Here is an 18,494-nt window from a genome sequence, read left to right on the forward strand (position 1 = left end):
GCTACCACCCTCTAACCGTCTGTTCGATTTGCGAAATAATACCTTCGTTTGTAACAATGAGCAGAATACTGTCATCATCAGCAATCACTGAAAAAACATGTTCTTGAAATTGTTCCAAAATCTGGCGTTTTACCACAGCAGAACTTCCGGGTACCAGACGGAGATTAATCATTTTATCCATCACTGAGACTTCAAAAACATTCTGCGATTTTACCTTAACAAGACCTGCCTTTGGTAAACCGTAAATATATCCCTTATCTGCTGATGGAACCTTAATAATGCCAAGTTCCTTGATATCACGTGAAACCGTTGCTTGTGTCGCATTGACACCCATTGCTTCTAGACGTTCAACAATTTCTTCCTGTGTATCAATAGGAAATCGGACTACCAAATCTTTAATGACTTCTAATCTTTCTCGTTTATTCATCCTTTTTAAATTCCTCATGTGCTTGATAGACTGTAGTTGTTATGACCTCTTTATCAATCTGGTTTGGTTGTGTTGATTTTTCTAAGTGCGCTAAAAATTCGATATTGCCATGACCACCTTGAACAGGGGAAAAGCTAAGGGCTTTGACTGAGAAGCCTGTTTCCACGGCCATTTTTGTCACTTCTTCCAATACTTTCAAGTGAACGGATTTATCTTTGACAATGCCATTTTTCCCAATCTGTTCACGTCCAGCCTCGAATTGGGGTTTAACAAGGGCAACAACTTGGCCGCCCTCCGCTAAAATACGATGGAGTGCTGGTAAAATCAGACTCAATGAGATAAAGCTGACGTCAATGGACGCAAAACTTGGTTGACCAAGTTCGAAATCTCCCAGCTCAGCATAGCGGAAATTGTACTGTTCCATGCTGATAACACGCTCATCCTGACGTAATTTCCAAGCGAGTTGGTTGGTGCCGACATCCACTGCATAGACCTGCTTGGCACCGGCCTGCAACATGACATCCGTGAAACCGCCTGTCGAAGCCCCAATATCAATCGTTGTTTGACCCTCAACTGATAATTGGAAAACCTGCAAGGCTTTCTCCAATTTGAGACCGCCACGGCTGACATACTTGAGTTTTTCTCCCTTGAGTTTGAGTTCAATTCCCTCGTCAATCTTCTCGCCGGGTTTGTCATAACGTTCGCCATTGATGACCGACACAACCAGTCCAGCCATAACACCGCGTTTGGCCTGCTCACGCGTCTCGAAAAGCCCCTGTTTAAAAGCTAGTACATCTACTCTTTCCTTAGCCATTGATTCGTAAACTTTCTATGATTTCTTTGATTTTTTCTGTTGAAAATGGGACTTGTTTAGCCACTTGATTTAGCTCGTTGATTGCTTGATTCAAGCTATCTTCTAGAAATACTTTTGAGGCTTCCAAGCCCATTAGGGCAGGGTAGGTAGACTTCTCAGCCATTACATCTTTTTGGGGAGTTTTTCCGATTTCCTCAAAAGTGGCTGTCACATCCAAAATATCATCCCGAACTTGAAAGGCTAGACCAACTAATTGACCTGCTTGTCGCAAATGGTTGATGACCTCATCCGACTGTCCTGCAATCAAACCTGCTGCTACAAAGGGAAAGGTCAATAATTTCCCTGTCTTATTGGCATGAATGGCTTGTAATTGCTCTAAGGTCAGATTCTGCCCTTCACCAGCCATATCCAATATTTGACCAGCAACCATTCCAAAGGTCCCAGATGCCTGGGAAAGCTCTCTCACGAGAGCAAGGGTGGTCTCAGCTGGTAAATCAACTTGAGCTAGGAAACCAAATGGATCTAGAAAGAGACTGTCCCCTGCTAAAATAGCTGTTGCTTCATCGTAAACCTTGTGGTTGGTCAAGCGACCACGACGGTAATCATCATTATCCATAGCAGGCAGGTCATCGTGAATCAAACTTCCCGTATGGATCAACTCGACACAGGCTGCCACTTGATAATGAGCTTGTTTTAATTCCACTCCAAAAGACTCCAAGAGAGTCAAGAGGAGCAAGGGGCGAATTCGTTTGCCACCAGCTTGGAGTGAATAGAGAACGGATTGGTTGAGGCGTTCTGCTACCTGAGGTTCATAAAAACCTGCCATGGTTTCCTCAAGTTGCTGCAATTTACTGGCTACCATTAGTCCATCTCCGCTTCACTGCCATCTGCCTGCATGACCTTGACCAAGGTCTTTTCAGCTTCTGTTAGTGTCTTTTGTAGGTCTTTCGATAGGACCATTCCCTTTTGAAACTCAGCAAGTGCTTCTTCCAGAGCCACATCGCCTCGCTCCAATTTGGTTACGATTCCTTCTAATTCAGCTAAGTTTTCTTCAAATGTTTTCGTCTGTTTGGACATGATTTACCTCCACATCAAGTTGACCATCTTTCATTTGAATGGTCAGTTGTTCTCCCTTTTGTATCTTTTCTACACTATCAATCACCCGACCATCTTGACGAATCATGGCGTAGCCACGGGCCACGATGCGACTGGTATCCAGCATAGTCAAGGCCTCAATCAGCTTATCTGCCTTGGCCATCTTATTATCATAGATATTGGCCATGTTGCTCTTCAAGAGTCGTTCCTGCTGGATAATTCTCTCTTGGAAACTCTCTACTTTACGACCTGGATGCACACCTTGTAATCGTTGCTGTAGTAGGAGACTAGCCTGTTTCTGCTGGCTATATAGTTCTTTCATCCGTGTCTGCAATTGATTGGTCAAGCGGTCTAATTTTTGTAAATAACCATCATACAGGCGTTCAGGCTGGCGGAACATGACTGACTGGCTAATCTTATCAAGCTGACCTCTCAGGAATTTCAAACGATTGGTCATGGCCTGATAGGCTCTATTTTCCTGCTGATTGAGGTAGCCCAGTAAGTCTGCCTTGGTCACAGGTGTTGCTAATTCTGCGGCAGCTGTTGGGGTAGCAGCTCGTTTATCTGCTACAAAATCAGCCAAGGTCGTATCGGTTTCATGACCTACGCTGGAAATGATAGGAATACGGGATTCAAAAATTGCCCGAACCACAATTTCCTCATTGAAGGCCCAGAGGTCTTCGATAGAACCACCACCACGACCAACGATGAGAACATCCAAGTCATCCCGTTCATTGGCTCTTTGAATATTGGCAACAACCTCCTGAGCAGCACCATCTCCTTGCACCTTGGTCGGATAGAGAACAATCTCTACGCCTGGAAAACGTCGGCTAACGGTTGTAATAATATCCTGAATAACAGCTCCACTCGGACTGGTAATGACACCGATTTTCTTGGTAAACCGAGGGAGGGTCTGTTTGAATTCTTCTTTAAATAAACCTTCCTGTGTCAGAGCTTGTTTGAGCTGTTCAAACTTGATAGCCAAGGCTCCAATACCATCTGGCTCAGCTTTTTCAATGACAATGGAATAAGAACCATTTGGTTCATAGAGCTGAATGCGCCCGATGACATTGATTTTCATTCCCTCTTCAAGCTCAAAGCCCAGATTCTTATAGACGCCTGCCCACATGGTGGCTTGGATGACAGCCTTGTCATCCTTAAGCGAAAAATATTGATGGCTAGGGCGTTTACGGAAGTTGGACACTTGACCTGTCAAATACACCTTCTCCAAATACGGATCGCGGTCAAACTTTAATTTTAAATACTTAGTTAGATGACTAACCGATAAATATTCAACCATGTCCACTCCTTCTATATTGTATCCCTACTATTATACCAAATTTTGCACTTTTATACAGAACTAGGCCTATTATTTCCGATAGCTTTCCTGTGTTTTTTTCAACAATTTGCTATATAATAGTTTGTAAGAATATAAGAACCTGGATTCACAGTCTAATGCGTAAAAACACTTTACTTGTGAATACGGGTTCTAAGAATCATTATGCAGATTCTAAGGAGATTTATATGAAAATTGACGATTTACGAAAAAGTTCTAATATTGAGGACCGCAGGGGACAATCCAGTTCTAACTCATCTTTCTCGTCTGGTTCATCTGGCGGAAATGTCCTATTGGGACTACTCTTTTCACGACTTGGTTGGAAAGGAAAACTACTTGTTCTTGTCCTTTTATTAGCCTTCGGAGGCATGTCAAACCTTGGTGGGTTGCTTTCCCCATCACCAGGGACTAATCCTTACCAATCGAGTCAAGTCACAACGACTGGTACAGATGTGTCTGATGCAGATGCTGAATTCATGAGTAAGGTTTTAGGATCGACAGAAGATTTTTGGACCCAAGAATTTAAAGCGAATGGTTTAACCTACAATGCACCGACTATGGTTTTCTATACTAACCAGACCCAAACCGGATGTGGAGTTGGTTCCGCCCAAGCCGGTCCATTCTATTGCTCTGCTGACCGCAAGATTTATATTGATACTTCTTTCTATCAAGAATTATCTAGCAAATATAAGGCTGCTGGTGACTTTGCCATGGCTTATGTCATCGCTCATGAAGTTGGTCACCATGTTCAAAATGAATTAGAAGTTCTTGGGGCTTACCATCAAAAACGGGCTCGACTATCCGATAAGGAAGGCAATGCGCTAAATGTTCGCTTAGAATTGCAAGCTGACTATTATGCAGGAGCCTGGGCCAAATATGTTGATGGACAAGGCATCTTGGATGCTGGTGATATTGACGAAGCCATGAATGCTGCCCATGCAGTTGGTGACGATACTCTTCAACAGGAAGCCTATGGCCGTACTGTTCCAGACAGTTTTACCCACGGCACTTCTGAGCAAAGGAAAAAATGGTTTAATCTCGGTTATACCTATGGTGACCTTGCTCACGCCGATACATTCTCCGTAGAGAACCCTTAACCTCTACGCTATCAATAAAAGCTCCTGTAAAATTGCAGGAGCTTTTATCAATACAGTCTACTCATACAGCCGAGATTGACTGCCGATCTATTTTTTACGTCCAGTTAATTCTCTGGTACGATGTTGTTTTTTATGCTCTTTGTGTGAGTGACGGTTCTTTTTCGAACGATCTTTCTTTCGTTCTTTGCCTTCTTTCTCTTTCTTCTCTTTAGGAACCTTCTCTATTCGTGGCGCTACTACTTCTAATCCCGCAGCAGAAGCAATTTGATCACCATAAATATAGTGAGTATACTTATTGAAATTCTTTATCACTGCGATGAGAGAGAAGGGCTTTTCTGATTGCTTTTCTATTTCTGTCTCTATTTTGTAAGTGACAGTCTGCACATCTCTGCGGTGGTCTCGAAAGAAAATTTTGGAGAAACGATTTTCGTCCTTCCATTTATTAAATATAGCATTACCCATAAGCCCTGCAGACCAGCCCCATTGTGCATCAAATTCTCCCTTTCCATTTTCAAATGCCCTATACTCATCTCCACCAGCACCTTCTGACTTATAGTGATTTAAAATATCCGTATTACTTTGATCCACTAACTTAGTTAGTTTTAAGCCATCTGGAAGGATAAAATAGTATCCGCCAATCGATTCATAGAATGCCCATTCTCCAGCTTTGAAAGTCACTTCCCACTCAATTTTTTTATCAGTTACGGAAGTTGTTTTTATCAAAACAGATTGCTGTAATTGAAATGGTTTACCTGGATAGTTCGTATCTTGAATATAGGCTGGTTGTTTCTCATTCGGCAATTCTGGAGTAACAGGGAGGGATTCCATATCCAAATTATGTTCAGCTGACCTTACAGCACGCGGTGTAAATTCAGAAAGGGTTGAATCCTCAGCCTTTGTTTCTGGGGTTGCTTCAGCCTTTGGCTCAGAAATGACATTCTCGACTTCCTCTAGGTTAGAAGACTGGTTTGGAACTTCATCATCTAGAATTTCTCCATTCTCAGCTTCTTTTGTAGCTTGCTCTTCAACCGTCAACGGCTGTTCATCTAGCATTTGGTTAGAATCTATCGTCACAAGGCTTGCATCGGTTGATGCCTCCGTATCCGCCTTGATATGTGATACATTCGCAGTCATTGTAACACCTAATAGGGCACTGCTTACTAGTAATCCAGCTATTATTTTTGTTTTTTTCATAAAATACTTTAACCTCTCTTCATTAATTATTTTCGGCAATTTTCCTTCCAAAATCTATCCTGCTATTTGATACGACCGTTTCTTTTTCCAGCAGATTTTCTTCTCGTATTCGTCCATGCAGGATCCCCATATAGATTGGAAAGAGAAAAATTAAACTATACTTCGCATGGCATAGTAAGGTAAGCCCTACTAATTCTGGAATAATGATTAGAAAAATATTCGGATGTCTTACGGTTTGAAATAGCCAATGATGGATAGGATGGTAGGTTTCCCCGAATAGTTGCCCAACGGTCCACTTGTCTCCTAAAATTCTTCTCAGATAATATAAGGTTGCCATCGCAGAAAATAACATCACGAACCCCAATCCACTAAACCAGTCAAATAGGGGCTGTTTTATTAGTGTTTCACATAAGCATGAAAAGTAAAATACCATATGTGCAACTAACCGCCATTTGACATTGTGGATGCTGTCTTCTATTCCACCAGTAAACTCTGTTTGCTCTTCATTTTCAAGAGCTATTCTCAAACAATATAGCCTCAGCAAAACAACCAGACCGACTGAAAAAATAATCACGATAATCCCTCCTTCTACTATTGAATTACAGACTTAGTATATCAAGTCAATCCATTTTCATCCTGCCCATGTTCTATTTTTTATTTATTTTTGTTGGTTGATTAGTGGAGTGACCCTAGCTGGCGAAAAATCAAAAAAATTCCTGAGTCAGTACATTCAAACTCAGGAATTTTTTATGATTTTCATACTTGGTAGCTACGATTGCTAATTTAAAAGAAATTACTCTTCTTTCTTTTTGTTTTTAAATACATACACAAAAGTTGAAAGAGTGGCCAGGGCTGCTCCTAACCAAGTTAAGCTACCGCCTGCTTCTCCAGTATTTGGCAAAGTCTCTTTGCTCTTCTGAGATTTCTTACCATCTGACATTTCAGCCATTGGCTGTTTGACCGCTGGTGATGTTGTTTTTGACCCTTGTGACTCGGGTTTCATCTTCTCAGAAGGATTATCCATTTTTTGAGATTCTTTTGCCATCTGATCTTCTTGTTTTGGCTTAGCCATTTTCTGAATATCAGATTTTTCTTTTTCAGATTCTTTAGGAACCTTAATCTTAGGAGTTTCAGTTTGTGGAATCTCTTTTTTCGGAGCTTCTTCTTTCGGAGTCTCTACTTTTGGTTGTTCTAACTTTGGTGTATCCTGCTTTGGATTATCTACCTTAGGCATTTTCTCCTCAGGAATGACCATCTCTGGTTGTTCCTTTTTAGGTGTCTCCTTCTTAGGAACTTCTGGCTGTGGCATGTCCATGTGTGACTTCTCGTTAGTAACTTTAACATCTACCAGAGCAATATCATACGAATGATCATCATAGATGACCTTCACATTTACCCCATATTGCCCTTCTACTAGCGGAACTTCTCCAACAATTTCTTTTGTAATTGGACCAGCTTCTTGAGGAACTGTGACAGCATCTAAGATTTTTTTCTCCGCAACTTCTTTTGAGGTTCCTACTGGATACGCTACCCAGTCAACCATTGAAACAATCGGTTCATAAAGTTCATCCTTAGTCTTATTGGGCACCATTTCTTCTTTCTTTGGACTTTCAGGTGCTGGACTTGGTGCTGGTGTGTCTGGCATTTCTGGTACACGTGGTTGCTCTGGTGCTGGAGTCGGTGGCACTACCTCTGGTGTTTCTGGTACACGAGGCATCTCTGGTCCCTCTGGAGATGAAGTCTCTGGTTTCATAGGAGCTTGCGGTTGCTCTGACTCTGACGTCGGTGGCACTACCTCTGGTTGTTCCATTTTAGGTGTTTCGCTCTTAGGAACTTCTGGCTGTGACATATCTGGTACTTCTGGAGTTTTAGGTTGTTCTGGTTCTGGAGCAGGAGATGGCATTTCTGGACTTTGTGGCATGAGCTTCGGCTGCATTTCTTCTACTTTTGGTTCAACCTTTGGCATCTCAGACATACGAGGTTGCTCTGGACTTCGAGGCATATCTTCATTCGGTTTGTCAGTCTGGTTAGATGTCACATGAACATCAACTAAAGTGACATCGTACGACTTATCATCGTAAATGACCTTTACATTTACTCCGTATTGCCCTGCTGCCAATGGAACATCCCCAACGATTTCTTTTTTAGTTTCTCCTGCTTCTTTAGGAACCATTACTGCATCAAGAATTTTCTTCTCTGCTTCTTCCTTCGAAGTTCCTACAGGATAAACCACCCATTTGTCTGTTTGGACAATTGGCTCATAGATCTCATCTTTGGTTTTATTGGGCGCCATGTCTTCTTTCTTAGGACTTTCAGGAGATGGACTTGGTGCTGGTACTTCTGGTTGTTCTGGTACAGAAGGCATCTTCGGTTGTTCTGGTGTTCCAGGCTTCTCTGTTTCCGATACCTTCGGATCAACCATCGGTTTTTCTGGAATAGATGGTGATTTAGGTGTTTCGGGTTTAAATTCTTCAATCTTCTTGACAATAGGGACTACTGTCAGCGAAGAAGTTATGGCATCTGTTTCAAGAATCGTTTTATTGCTGCCATCTACTTTCCACCCCTCCAATTTATATCCTTTAGGAATAACTAATGTTCCTTTTGGGGTATCATTAGTCGGTTTTTTGACTATTTTTGGCAATGCAACTTTTAATAGTGAACCTACAGGAACAGTTACAGAATACGAGCCTTTATAAAAGTAATAAGTTGCATCTGCCAAAGAATCTACATCCTTAAAAGTGATAGAAACCTTATCTATTGTTTTCGGTTCCAACGTTGGGACTTCTGATTTCTTATCTACCTCAGGAGCATTGTCTGGTACTACCATTCTTATTCCAGCAGCAGATACAACCTCTGATAAGAAACCAAAGTATTTCATAACAGCTATGACAGGGAGAGTCTTTACATTTGTATTCTCAATTTTAGCTGTCAATTCGTAGGTCACTTTATCTGTATGGCTTGACGGAGCTTTAAGAAAATAAATCTTGGAACTTTCATTTCTCCAATCAGATAACTTCCCTCTCACATTTCCTACTGACCATTCCCATTGGGCATGGAAATCACTATCACCGCTCCCTTTTTCTTCTTTACTAAAAAAGCGATAGCTATCAGAAGAAGAGTTGTTGGATGAATTAACCATTTTAGGGAATTTATTTAATATGTCAGTATTTTTATCATCTACAATCTTTGTCACTTGTAAACTCTTAGGAAGAATAAAATAATATCCCCCGCGTCCTCGGTCAAAAGACCAATTCTTAGTATCGAATGTCACCTTCCATGTAGCTTCATTATTATCCACCTTTACAGGCTCAATTGATACTGATTTTTTATAATAATCACCTTGATCATTACCGCTAAAATTTGTCCCCTGAATTAATCCTTCCTCATCATTTAGGGGAGCCTCCTCCCCCTCTACTACGTTTTTCGATTCTGATAATGAAACCAGCTCTTCATTTGAAACTAGTTCCAAATCTACATTTTCTTTTTTATCTTCCTCTTCTTTCAAAGAAGACTCAGCATTAGTTGAAGGATTATTATCTGCAACCATAACCGCTTCCTCCAATACTGGAGATGGACTATTTTCAGATGTCACGGAAATCTCTTCATTATTTGACTTTGGCGCTTCGGTCACAGCTACTTCTGTTAGCTCTGTCCCTTCTGCTTTGACCAATGATGTTGGATAAAGTAATAAACCACCCAATACCGTTGTACTTAATAATAAGCCTGATATTACTTTTTGCTTGCTCATAATTTGCTCCTTTTAAAAAAACGCATAATCTTTATAAAATACCTGTTTTCAAACTGGAAATTACCCTACTATTCTAAATGCACAGCCTTCCTTGGGTCAGTAGTAATTCCTAAAAAACGATATTTAAACTAAATTAATGTAACCACTAGAATGATTTCTCGTAAAGTTCTATCTTTGTCTCTCTCCCTGCACACTTCACTCCAACATTTCACCAGCAGACTCTACCTTGCCATTAGGAATAATGACTTCCTTCAATAAGATATTTTCTTCATGGATCCGTCTGTACAGTACAACCATATAGATTGGGAATAGGATGATAAAGCTGTACTTGGCGTGGCATAACAGAGATAAGCCTAGCAATTCGGGGATAATGTTTAAGAAATAATTTGGATGTTTTACTGTTCTAAAAAGCCAATGATCAATAAATCGATGGTTCTTTACCAACATCAATTTAACAGTCCAAATATCTCCTAAAATCCTTGTAACCCAGCATAGCATCATCATCGAAAAGAATAATACTGCTAGACCAAGTACACTCAAACCGTCAAAACTAGCTTGTTTTAATACTGCCTCACTCAAACATGATAAGTAAAAGACAATGTGGACGACTGTTAGTAATTTTGTATTTTGCACACCGTATTCAGAACCACCATTTGCTAAAATCTGCTGTTCATTTTTTAGCGAAATTTTCAAAAAATACAATCTCAGTACAAAAACACTAATAACCCAAAAGACAATCATAATGTCCTTCCCTTCTCTTTGCAAATTCACAGAGTCCTTACCCTGTGGCAAAAAAATTATATCAGTCCAAACTATTTTCACCCTGCCTTCGTTCTATCTTTTTTGTATTTTTTATATTTTGGCATGTCGTCTTTATCCATCGAACTTTCCGCTTCTCATCCCGTCTCATCCTCATCAAGATTCAAATAGAATATTCCAATATTCAATAAAAAAATTGCTCATGACTACTATCTAGTCACAAGCAATTGCTATCTATTTCTTACTGTCAAAATTTTTTATATCATGGAATAACCTAGGAATCAAATTGAATAACAAAGCGCATTGTCTTTTCATCAGCAGCATAAAATGTATATCCAAATTGGTGTTTTTCAAGAATTTGTTGCACAATGAACAAACCAATCCCTGTTCCACCATCCTTTCTCTGCCGACTAAAATCTGGACGATAGAAAGGCTTGAAGATTTGCGACAATTCCTCCTCATCCAGTACAGCCTCGACTTCATTTTCAATAATTAATTGATGCTCCGTTAATTGTAGACGAATAGCACCTCCAATTTTTGTATAACGAAATGCATTATCCAAAACATTTTTTATAGCCTTCAGTAGATAAACTGAATTTCCTTCAATAATAACTGGAGCTAAATCAACTGTAAACTGATAGGGACGAACTTCCGCTAAGCTAAAATAGCTCGTCAATGAATCCTTAATTAACTCATCTAATTGGATACTTCCCTTGCTATCTTTCAATGCCATATCGAGATTGGTTGCTTCTAAAATGGAATAAACCAAATTAGATTGTTCCTTCAGCAATTCTCTACATTTCTTCAAATAAGTATCATGATCCTGAAAGGGACCGACATTATGAATCATCCCCTCAATCAAGCCTAGCGCACTAGCAATCGGAGTTTTTAATTCGTGAGATGTAATACGGAGAAAGTCAGATTTTTCCTTTTCACGGGCTAAAGTCCTCTCGTTCTCCGTTTTCAATTCCTTGATACTGGTCAAAAGTTTACTATAAAGACTATTGACATCTTGTGCTAGGGTTGCTACTTCATCCACACCAGATACAGAACAATTAATCCCTGGCTCCAAAGATTGCATTTTGCGGGTTGTTGCAGAAATGGCTGCGATTCTACGAGTGGCCAGTCGACTGTAGACAAAGGCCGAGGAAACTGCAAGCAAAATGATTAATACCAGAATGAAGGGATAGAAGGTAACCAGGATCTGACTGACATCCGAGAGAGAATGAAAACCGTAATTAAACAGCAAATAGTAGATCGTCCCTTCAGCGGATTCAATGGCTACTGACCATGAACCAAACTCATCAAAATTTCCTTTCTTTAAATACTCCTCCTCGTTCTTTTTGGCCTCTTCGTCATTGGGATCTGGATAGATAATTTTATTTGACTCGGAGAATAGAGTAATGATGATATTCGGAGTTTTTTGATCATAATCATCAATTTCCTCTAATATTTCAACTTCTGGCTTCCCGTCCAGCTGCATCGCAACTCTCATATAATCATCTTTGAGTTCTTGTTTCCGAACTTGATTATAATAGATCGGCATGGCATAATATAATAGTCCCAATAAGGTCAAAGAAATAAAGGTAATCATCACCGTAACAACGATGAAGTTTTTTCTAGCGATTCCCATTGTTAGAATTCCTCAACCTGATAACCTCGACCAATTACCGTTCGTAAAGGAAGAGATGGTAACTTCTTACGTAGATTCTTGATATGATTGTCCAAAACTCGGCTATCCAGTTCTGTATAGCCCCAAATTCCCAGCATTAGATGATCACGATTGACAATTTTTCCACGGCGTTTTGCCAAGTACAGTAAAATCTCGTATTCTTTTTTCGTTAATTGCACTTCTTCTTCTGCCATATAAACCGCTCCACTGGACGGATGGATTTGGATGTCGGCTGCTTCTATAATATCACCTTCACCACGCAAAATATTTTCAATGCGTTTCACAAGAATAATCGGCGAAAAAGGTTTTACAACGTAGTCACTAATCAGTTGATTGAAGCTAACCAATTGTGTGTATTCGTCATCCATTGCCGTTAACATAAGAATTGGAATTTTTGATGTCTTACGAATCTCCTGTAGGACTTCCAATCCTGTCATGGACGGAATCATAATATCCAATACAATCAAATCAAATGATTCTTCTCGAAATGTTTCAAGTGCAATTTTTCCGTCGGAAATATGGGTCACTTCGTAGCCGTGATCCTTTAGAAATTCACAAACTACTTGACTGATAACAATATCATCTTCTACAACCATAATTTTCGCCATTATACTCTCCTTTAAAACCTATAAATAAATTGGTATTCTTGTGTCTCTTGTTGTATATATCTACTATCTTGAAAAAACAGATAAAAAATACATCTCGAAGAGAACATGTATAGAATTGTTTGGTAGACTAAACTAAATTAAATTAATAAAGAAAGGACTACTAATGTTCAACTTGAATTCTGAAAAACTGACTGTTCTAAAGTGGTTTGATATTGTCATCCTGAGTCTGATTTTATTTGGTGAGGGAATTTTCAACTCCACACTCCAATACCTAGCACTACAAGATCAAACGAGAACCCTACAGGAAAATCTGACTTTTTCAGCATTAGATAACTGCAAGGCAGTGGCCATTCAAATTGTCTGGTTAGCTCTTGCCCTCTTCTATTTACTACTGCGTAATTTTGACTTTTCACAGTGGAAAAAACGAATTCTCTTTACACCGTGGGTTCCACTACAGACTATCGTCATCTTCATTGTCGCAGCCCTCTGTATGGATGTTTTTCAGCTTGTGTCCCATCAAGTTATCGCACCTGCGACACCATCGATGTTCCACTTGGTACATAAAGCCAGCTATTCATTAATATTCTATGCCTTGCTGAATGGATTCTACGAAGAGATTTTCTTCCTTGGTATCTGTCTGATGGGCAATCCAAAACATGCTAAGTGGGCATTTCTCTACTCACTGATTATCCGTTGTAGCTTCCATACCTATCAGGGGCTAGTTGCTGGCATCGGACTAGGTTTAATCGTTGGAATTATTTTCCATCTACTCTACCAAAAAATAAAACCTCAAAACATGCTTCCGTTCTTCTTGGCTCATGCCATAGCAGATATTATCGGGCTAACAGTCCTGGGGCATATATACATATAATACGTACACATTTATGACTCACATAACCATCTAAAGGTGATGTGGGTTTTATTTATGCTTTCAGACTCGTTTGAAAGGCGGGGAATCAGAAGACCTCCATTTCCTACCACTAAGATAGAACTCTATGGCATATCATGCCCAGTCAACAGCATATAAATAGTGGCTCAACACAGTCCTTATAGCAGACTTTTCTTTGAATCAATTATGTTTAGCTTATAAAAAGTTGCCCTCATAAAACAACTTCACATTACCTTCTCTGTAGATAACAACAATAGTATATCACAATAAAAAGATATATAGAAAAGTCACTCAAAAGAAACACAGAATACTTAGACAAAACATAGAACTATTTTAAATGAGCTAAAATCCTCCCGATTCAGCTGATGCTTTTATCCAGTTTCTAAGCTTTCACAGTCAGTTTGTATCTATTCTGCATGGCAGTACAGACGCTCTTTAAATAAACAACAACCACCTCATCGTGCGCATTGAGGTGGTTGTTATCCAAATATAGTAATTGGATTCCTAAGGATGAGGATGAAAATTAGACATTGTATCATAATTCCTGTTAGGTAGTCCACGTGTCTTCTTTATCATGTGACTACACCAACTACTATGTACCAACTTAGGTGCAAAACATACTATGGATGGCGATATGTTTGCATAATCTATTTTATCATGGAATCCTTGAATTCATTTGTGTTTCATCTATTGTTTGTTTATGCTTACTCTATTATCGATAGAATTGTTCAAGCTTTCCCTAAAAATTGCTACAAACTGGACCTTATGCATTTTTTCCACTCTTTTTCCGTAGGAATGGGAAGACCAAAAGTAGCAGAAATCCTAGTAGGGTCGCGATTCCATTTTTCTCCCCAGTATTAGGCAGCATTTTTCTGTGATCCCGATTTTCTTTCTTCTCTGTTTTTTCAATAGTAGCAGAAGATTTTTTCGTATCCATCTTATTACTACTTGTTTCTTTACCTTTGTTGGAATCCATTTTTTCTGGCATGTTTTCCTTTTTACTGCTAGAATTTGGTTGAGTTTTTTCCCTGTCTGACAGAAATTTTTCCTTGATGAGGGCCTCTGTCTTTATCTGAGGTTTTTCCGCAGGTGATGACTTGATAATTTCCTTGTTAGACAAGTAAATACTGCGTTCCATACCTGTCATGACTTCAGACATCGCCTTACCATTAACCAGTACTGTATAGAAGGTACCATCAAGCAACCCCTCTTTAAAAATAGCCTTTCCATCTGCATTCGTCCGCTGCGTTCCAATTGAGCGACCTGTTTTGTCCACCAAGGTCACTTCTTGCCCGCTTACAGGATTAGCTCCTGCATTGCGAATAACCACTGTCAACGGTGTCATGCTGAATTCTGGATCAACAGTCCCCTCCCCCTCAGCAATAAAGCTAGAGCCCAACTGACTCTCACTACCATTAGCACGGAGGGTATAGCCCTGCGCAACCCCATCTACAACTACACTCAAATTAATATTTAAGGGAAGATGATTAAAAATAGCCTGTCCTTTGGCGTTTGTTCTATTGGTAGCGACTACCTTGTGTTCTCTTGTTGAGGTATCCACTATCTGGACTTCCTTATCTGCTAATACTTTTCCGTTTTTATTGAGAATAGTTGCTGTAAAAGTAAATCCTTTTTCTTCAGTTTCTTCTTTCTTACTGCTATAAGATGAAGCCTCTTCCTTTACAATTTTATCTGAAGAAAGATAGGCAAAACGAGACTGTCCTGGGAATACCTCTCCAATTTTCTCTCCATTGACATAGTATTCATAGAAAGTACCTTCAACGATTTTATCAGTAAAGCTGACCTTTCCGTTTTGATCAGATAAGCGACTTCCAAGGGATTCATTAGAAGAGGTTTTTAATTCTACTAATTGAGAAGATAAGGGCGTTGCATCTTCATCCTGAACGGTAATCTCAATCGCCTTCCCACTCAAGTGCTCCTTATTAGTCGCAACATTGGTCTCCGATTCAGGCTTATTAGCTAAATCAGGCATGTTTCCTTCACCTGATGCCGTATTGTTGCCGTCAACTATGTTTGCTCTGAAATCCAATTCAGTCTTGTTGGTTGCTGCATCTGTTTCCTCCGCTAAAATAGTAGGCATTGAGCCCAGTCCAGCAGTTAAAAGTGCTACAACAGATACAAATCGAATGGTGTGATGTTTTGAAAATAACATAATAGTCTCCTTCTAAAATATAAACTCTTTAATATACCCCCTCAAAAAAGAGCCTTTATTAGTTGTTCTAAATCAAGGCTCTCCTCATCAAAGGGATCTTTTCAGTGTAAAATGATTTTGTATTTTTTATACTCCTACCAGACCTTCAAACGCTCCTCAGGCTTAACATACATAGGATCGCCCTCTTTAACATTGAAGTCTGTATAGAATTGTTCCAGCTGATTCACAATATTATTCACACGGTATTTAGCAGGTGGATGTTCATCAGTAATATTGGCAATTGCAAATTCTTTCGTTGTCACTGCACGCCAAACTTTTCCGTAGGCTTCGAATACTTTCTTGGTATCATAGCCTTTTTTCTTAGCAATATCAATGGCAACTGTCATTCCTCCCAAATCAGCAATAATTTCTCCCGTTGAAATCTCCCCGTTGACATAGTATCCTGGGGCAACTTCCAATTTTGAATAAATATCTGCTGCTTGTTGAACCTTAGCCTTGAATTTTTCCAAGTCTTCTGGTTGCCACCAGTTCACTAAGTTCCCTTTTTCATCAAATTGTGAGCCTGCTCTATCAAAAGCATGGGAAATCTCGTGTCCAATGACAGCACCAATTCCACCCAGATTTGCCTCTGGACTGGCAGATGGGTCATAGAAAGGTGCTTGTAAAATACCTGCTGGAAAAACAATTTCATTGTTTGATGGGCTGTAAAAAGCATTGACAGTGTGCGCAGGCATCCCAAAGTGAGTCTTATCAAAAGGCTTATTAAGCTCAGCAAACTCTTCTTTCAATTTGCTCATCCGAATCGTATCAATATTGGATAGCAAACTACCTCCATCCTCCTTGGCTTGGATGCTAAAATTAGTATAGTCTTTCCACTGATCTGGGTAACCAATTTTAACGCCCATACTGTCTATTTTTTTAAGGGCATGCGCTTTTGTCTCCTCAGACATCCACTGTACTGCTTGGATACGTTCGCGATAGGTTGACTTGATTTCTTCCACCATTTTGAGAACATCTGCTTTAGATTCTTCTGAAAAATGATTCTTCACATACAGTTTGCCAATCAAGTCCGCAAAGTTTTCATCAACAGCAGATTCGACAACTTCATCATGACTTGGAATATTTACAGTCCCTTCCATTGCCCCCTCATAAGTTGCCTTAGCTTCAATAACATCTTCTGATAAATAATTGCTGTAGTGGGCAATCAAACGATATTGGAGCAGAGCTTTAAGAGCTGCAAGGTTCTTTTCTTGATACAATTCATTTAATTTCTTAAGAGCATCTGGTTCTGATACCACCATTGTTGCAGCATGCTCAAGCTCCAGTTCTGAAGCAAGTGCTGAAATTGGTAGATTGGGTGCTAATGCTTTTACCTCATCCCAGGTCTTTTGATTATACATCGCATCAAAATTATCTGCCTCTTTCTTTGGACGCTGTACTATAGCCATCTCTTTTTCCAAGTTAAATACAAGCTCTGCCTTTGCAGCGGCTTCCTTGGAATCATCCCCTATCAAATGAAAGATTTTTTGTAAATACTCTTTAAAGGCTTTCTGACTTTTCTGTGAAAAATCATCAGTCCCTTCATAGTTCTCTTTCGCAAAACTTAATTTATGAGGGTCAATATAGAGAGAATTTTTATTACTATCCTTTATATCCTGGGTGACACTCAAATTGATGAGTGTTCGGATATTTTTACCATACATAGAAACAAAAATCTTGCTCACTGCATCCATTGTAGAGGCTTTCTGTATCTCGTCTAGAAACGGTTTGAGCGGTTCAATTCCTAGTTTATTTCGTGTCTCAAAATCAGCCGCTAAACGATAAAAGTCAATCAGCTTTCTCTCCTCACTTCCGATTTTCAACTGCTGATAATTTTCATCCAACTGGTCAATCATTTCTCGGATTTTTTCTTGTGTTCTGTCTGTCATTTGAGCAAAGTTATCGATTTGCGCCTGACCTTCTCCCAATTTTGTTTCCTTCAACCATTCAGCATTGATATAGGAATGAAAATCGGTTTGCGGTGTTGCTTGCGGAGTCGATTTCCCCACTCCACAGGCTACTAGAAATACCACAGAAAACATGGAAACTGCAGTTAACTTAAGCGTCTTATTCATCTTGATTACACATACCTTTCGTTAAATTTGAAATGAAGTCAATAATTTACTATTTCTTTAAAATAAACACTGTCTACTTATCTCCTCCTTATCAATAAATGCACAAATAAGTCAGACTATCCCTATTCGTCCATTTCGCCTCATCTCTAGATGTAGCTGAGCAGTCCCTATCCTGTAAGACACAAGATAAATCTCGCGCATTTTCCAAAAGAGACCAATAGCCGTTTGTCCATGTCATCTTAGCAACTGCCGATAGGAGGTCTCAATCAAATCATGTGCTTGTTGCACAAAAATTCTCCTCAGCCTGATGTCAGCAGTCACTTCAGCATAGATTTCAGCGCCTGACTAAACCATGAGTCTCAATTTCCCTTAGAATCAGCCTCAGTATATCACACCAAACCCCTTCAAAACGGGAAAACTCAAAAGAAATACAAAAAGCTTATACAAATCTTATATTGCCTAAAAAAGAAATGGAGTCATTCTTACTGACTCCCCTTCCCTTTCTCCTACAACAGAAATACAGCCATATAAAAACCTGCCTCTAGGAAGGAAGAGACAGGTTTTTATA

15 protein-coding genes are annotated in these 18,494 nt (G+C 39.6%); 2 read left to right on the forward strand and 13 right to left on the reverse strand.

All coding sequences use genetic code 11. From position 1 onward, the window contains the following. Position 1 precedes the first annotated feature (1 nt). Genes K5Q22_RS05195 through xseA form a run of 5 tightly spaced genes read right to left on the reverse strand, consistent with a single transcriptional unit; the run spans position 2 to position 3,636 of the window. A complete protein-coding gene (locus K5Q22_RS05195; RefSeq protein ID WP_002936261.1) occupies positions 2 to 427 on the reverse strand; it encodes an arginine repressor in 426 nt (141 codons plus the stop codon). Further along, positions 420 to 1,241, reverse strand: a complete 822-nt coding sequence (locus tag K5Q22_RS05200; protein WP_044758511.1) for a TlyA family RNA methyltransferase — start codon at positions 1,239 to 1,241, stop codon at positions 420 to 422. The genes K5Q22_RS05195 and K5Q22_RS05200 overlap by 8 nt, the downstream gene beginning before the upstream one ends. Beyond that, a complete protein-coding gene (locus K5Q22_RS05205) occupies positions 1,234 to 2,103 on the reverse strand; it encodes a polyprenyl synthetase family protein (protein WP_205013758.1) in 870 nt (289 codons plus the stop codon). Before K5Q22_RS05205 ends, K5Q22_RS05200 begins: the two co-directional genes overlap by 8 nt. Then, positions 2,103 to 2,318 (reverse strand): exodeoxyribonuclease VII small subunit, encoded by a 216-nt coding sequence (locus K5Q22_RS05210; protein ID WP_205013756.1) that lies wholly within the window; start codon positions 2,316 to 2,318, stop codon positions 2,103 to 2,105. The genes K5Q22_RS05205 and K5Q22_RS05210 overlap by 1 nt, the downstream gene beginning before the upstream one ends. Beyond that, positions 2,293 to 3,636 carry an exodeoxyribonuclease VII large subunit gene (gene xseA / locus K5Q22_RS05215; protein WP_205013754.1) on the reverse strand — a complete coding sequence of 448 codons (1,344 nt, stop codon included), beginning with the start codon at positions 3,634 to 3,636 and terminating at the stop codon, positions 2,293 to 2,295. The genes K5Q22_RS05210 and xseA overlap by 26 nt, the downstream gene beginning before the upstream one ends. A 224-nt stretch (positions 3,637 to 3,860) precedes the next feature. On the opposite strand from xseA, the gene K5Q22_RS05220 reads away from it, so the two are divergent. Beyond that, positions 3,861 to 4,769: a neutral zinc metallopeptidase gene (locus K5Q22_RS05220; protein ID WP_205013752.1), complete on the forward strand. Its 909-nt coding sequence runs from the start codon at positions 3,861 to 3,863 to the stop codon at positions 4,767 to 4,769. A gap of 87 nt (positions 4,770 to 4,856) precedes the next feature. Here the strand turns inward: K5Q22_RS05220 and K5Q22_RS05225 are convergent, their stop codons facing one another. The 6 genes from K5Q22_RS05225 to K5Q22_RS05250 form a co-directional block, all read right to left on the reverse strand. Next, positions 4,857 to 5,963: a hypothetical protein gene (locus K5Q22_RS05225; protein WP_221868591.1), complete on the reverse strand. Its 1,107-nt coding sequence runs from the start codon at positions 5,961 to 5,963 to the stop codon at positions 4,857 to 4,859. A gap of 22 nt (positions 5,964 to 5,985) precedes the next feature. Beyond that, entirely contained in the window at positions 5,986 to 6,537 is a 552-nt protein-coding gene (locus tag K5Q22_RS09850) for an isoprenylcysteine carboxylmethyltransferase family protein (protein WP_205013748.1), read from the reverse strand. Between the two features lie 219 nt (positions 6,538 to 6,756). Then, on the reverse strand, positions 6,757 to 9,711 hold the full coding sequence (locus tag K5Q22_RS05235) for an LPXTG cell wall anchor domain-containing protein (protein WP_205013746.1): 2,955 nt from the start codon (positions 9,709 to 9,711) through the stop codon (positions 6,757 to 6,759). 195 nt (positions 9,712 to 9,906) lie between these two features. Then, entirely contained in the window at positions 9,907 to 10,452 is a 546-nt protein-coding gene (locus tag K5Q22_RS05240) for an isoprenylcysteine carboxyl methyltransferase family protein (protein ID WP_024385029.1), read from the reverse strand. Between the two features lie 292 nt (positions 10,453 to 10,744). Further along, a complete protein-coding gene (locus K5Q22_RS05245) occupies positions 10,745 to 12,103 on the reverse strand; it encodes a HAMP domain-containing sensor histidine kinase (RefSeq protein WP_024385030.1) in 1,359 nt (452 codons plus the stop codon). A 2-nt stretch (positions 12,104 to 12,105) separates the two neighbouring features. Next, positions 12,106 to 12,750, reverse strand: coding sequence for a response regulator transcription factor (locus K5Q22_RS05250; RefSeq protein WP_024385031.1), 645 nt, complete (start codon positions 12,748 to 12,750; stop codon positions 12,106 to 12,108). A 163-nt stretch (positions 12,751 to 12,913) separates the two neighbouring features. Between K5Q22_RS05250 and K5Q22_RS05255 the strand changes: the two genes are divergently transcribed. Continuing rightward, complete coding sequence (locus K5Q22_RS05255) at positions 12,914 to 13,621, forward strand: CPBP family intramembrane glutamic endopeptidase (RefSeq protein ID WP_029694000.1); 708 nt, start codon at positions 12,914 to 12,916, stop codon at positions 13,619 to 13,621. A gap of 781 nt (positions 13,622 to 14,402) precedes the next feature. Here K5Q22_RS05255 and K5Q22_RS05260 read toward each other — a convergent pair. Together K5Q22_RS05260 and K5Q22_RS05265 are read right to left on the reverse strand one after the other, a co-directional pair. Next, positions 14,403 to 15,812: a collagen binding domain-containing protein gene (locus K5Q22_RS05260; RefSeq protein WP_205013744.1), complete on the reverse strand. Its 1,410-nt coding sequence runs from the start codon at positions 15,810 to 15,812 to the stop codon at positions 14,403 to 14,405. A 134-nt stretch (positions 15,813 to 15,946) separates the two neighbouring features. Further along, entirely contained in the window at positions 15,947 to 17,926 is a 1,980-nt protein-coding gene (locus K5Q22_RS05265) for a M13 family metallopeptidase (protein WP_205013741.1), read from the reverse strand. Positions 17,927 to 18,494 lie beyond the last annotated feature (568 nt).

Origin of the sequence: Streptococcus sp. 2018162, assembly GCF_019754175.1 — a bacterium.
Taxonomy (GTDB): domain Bacteria; phylum Bacillota; class Bacilli; order Lactobacillales; family Streptococcaceae; genus Streptococcus; species Streptococcus hashimotonensis.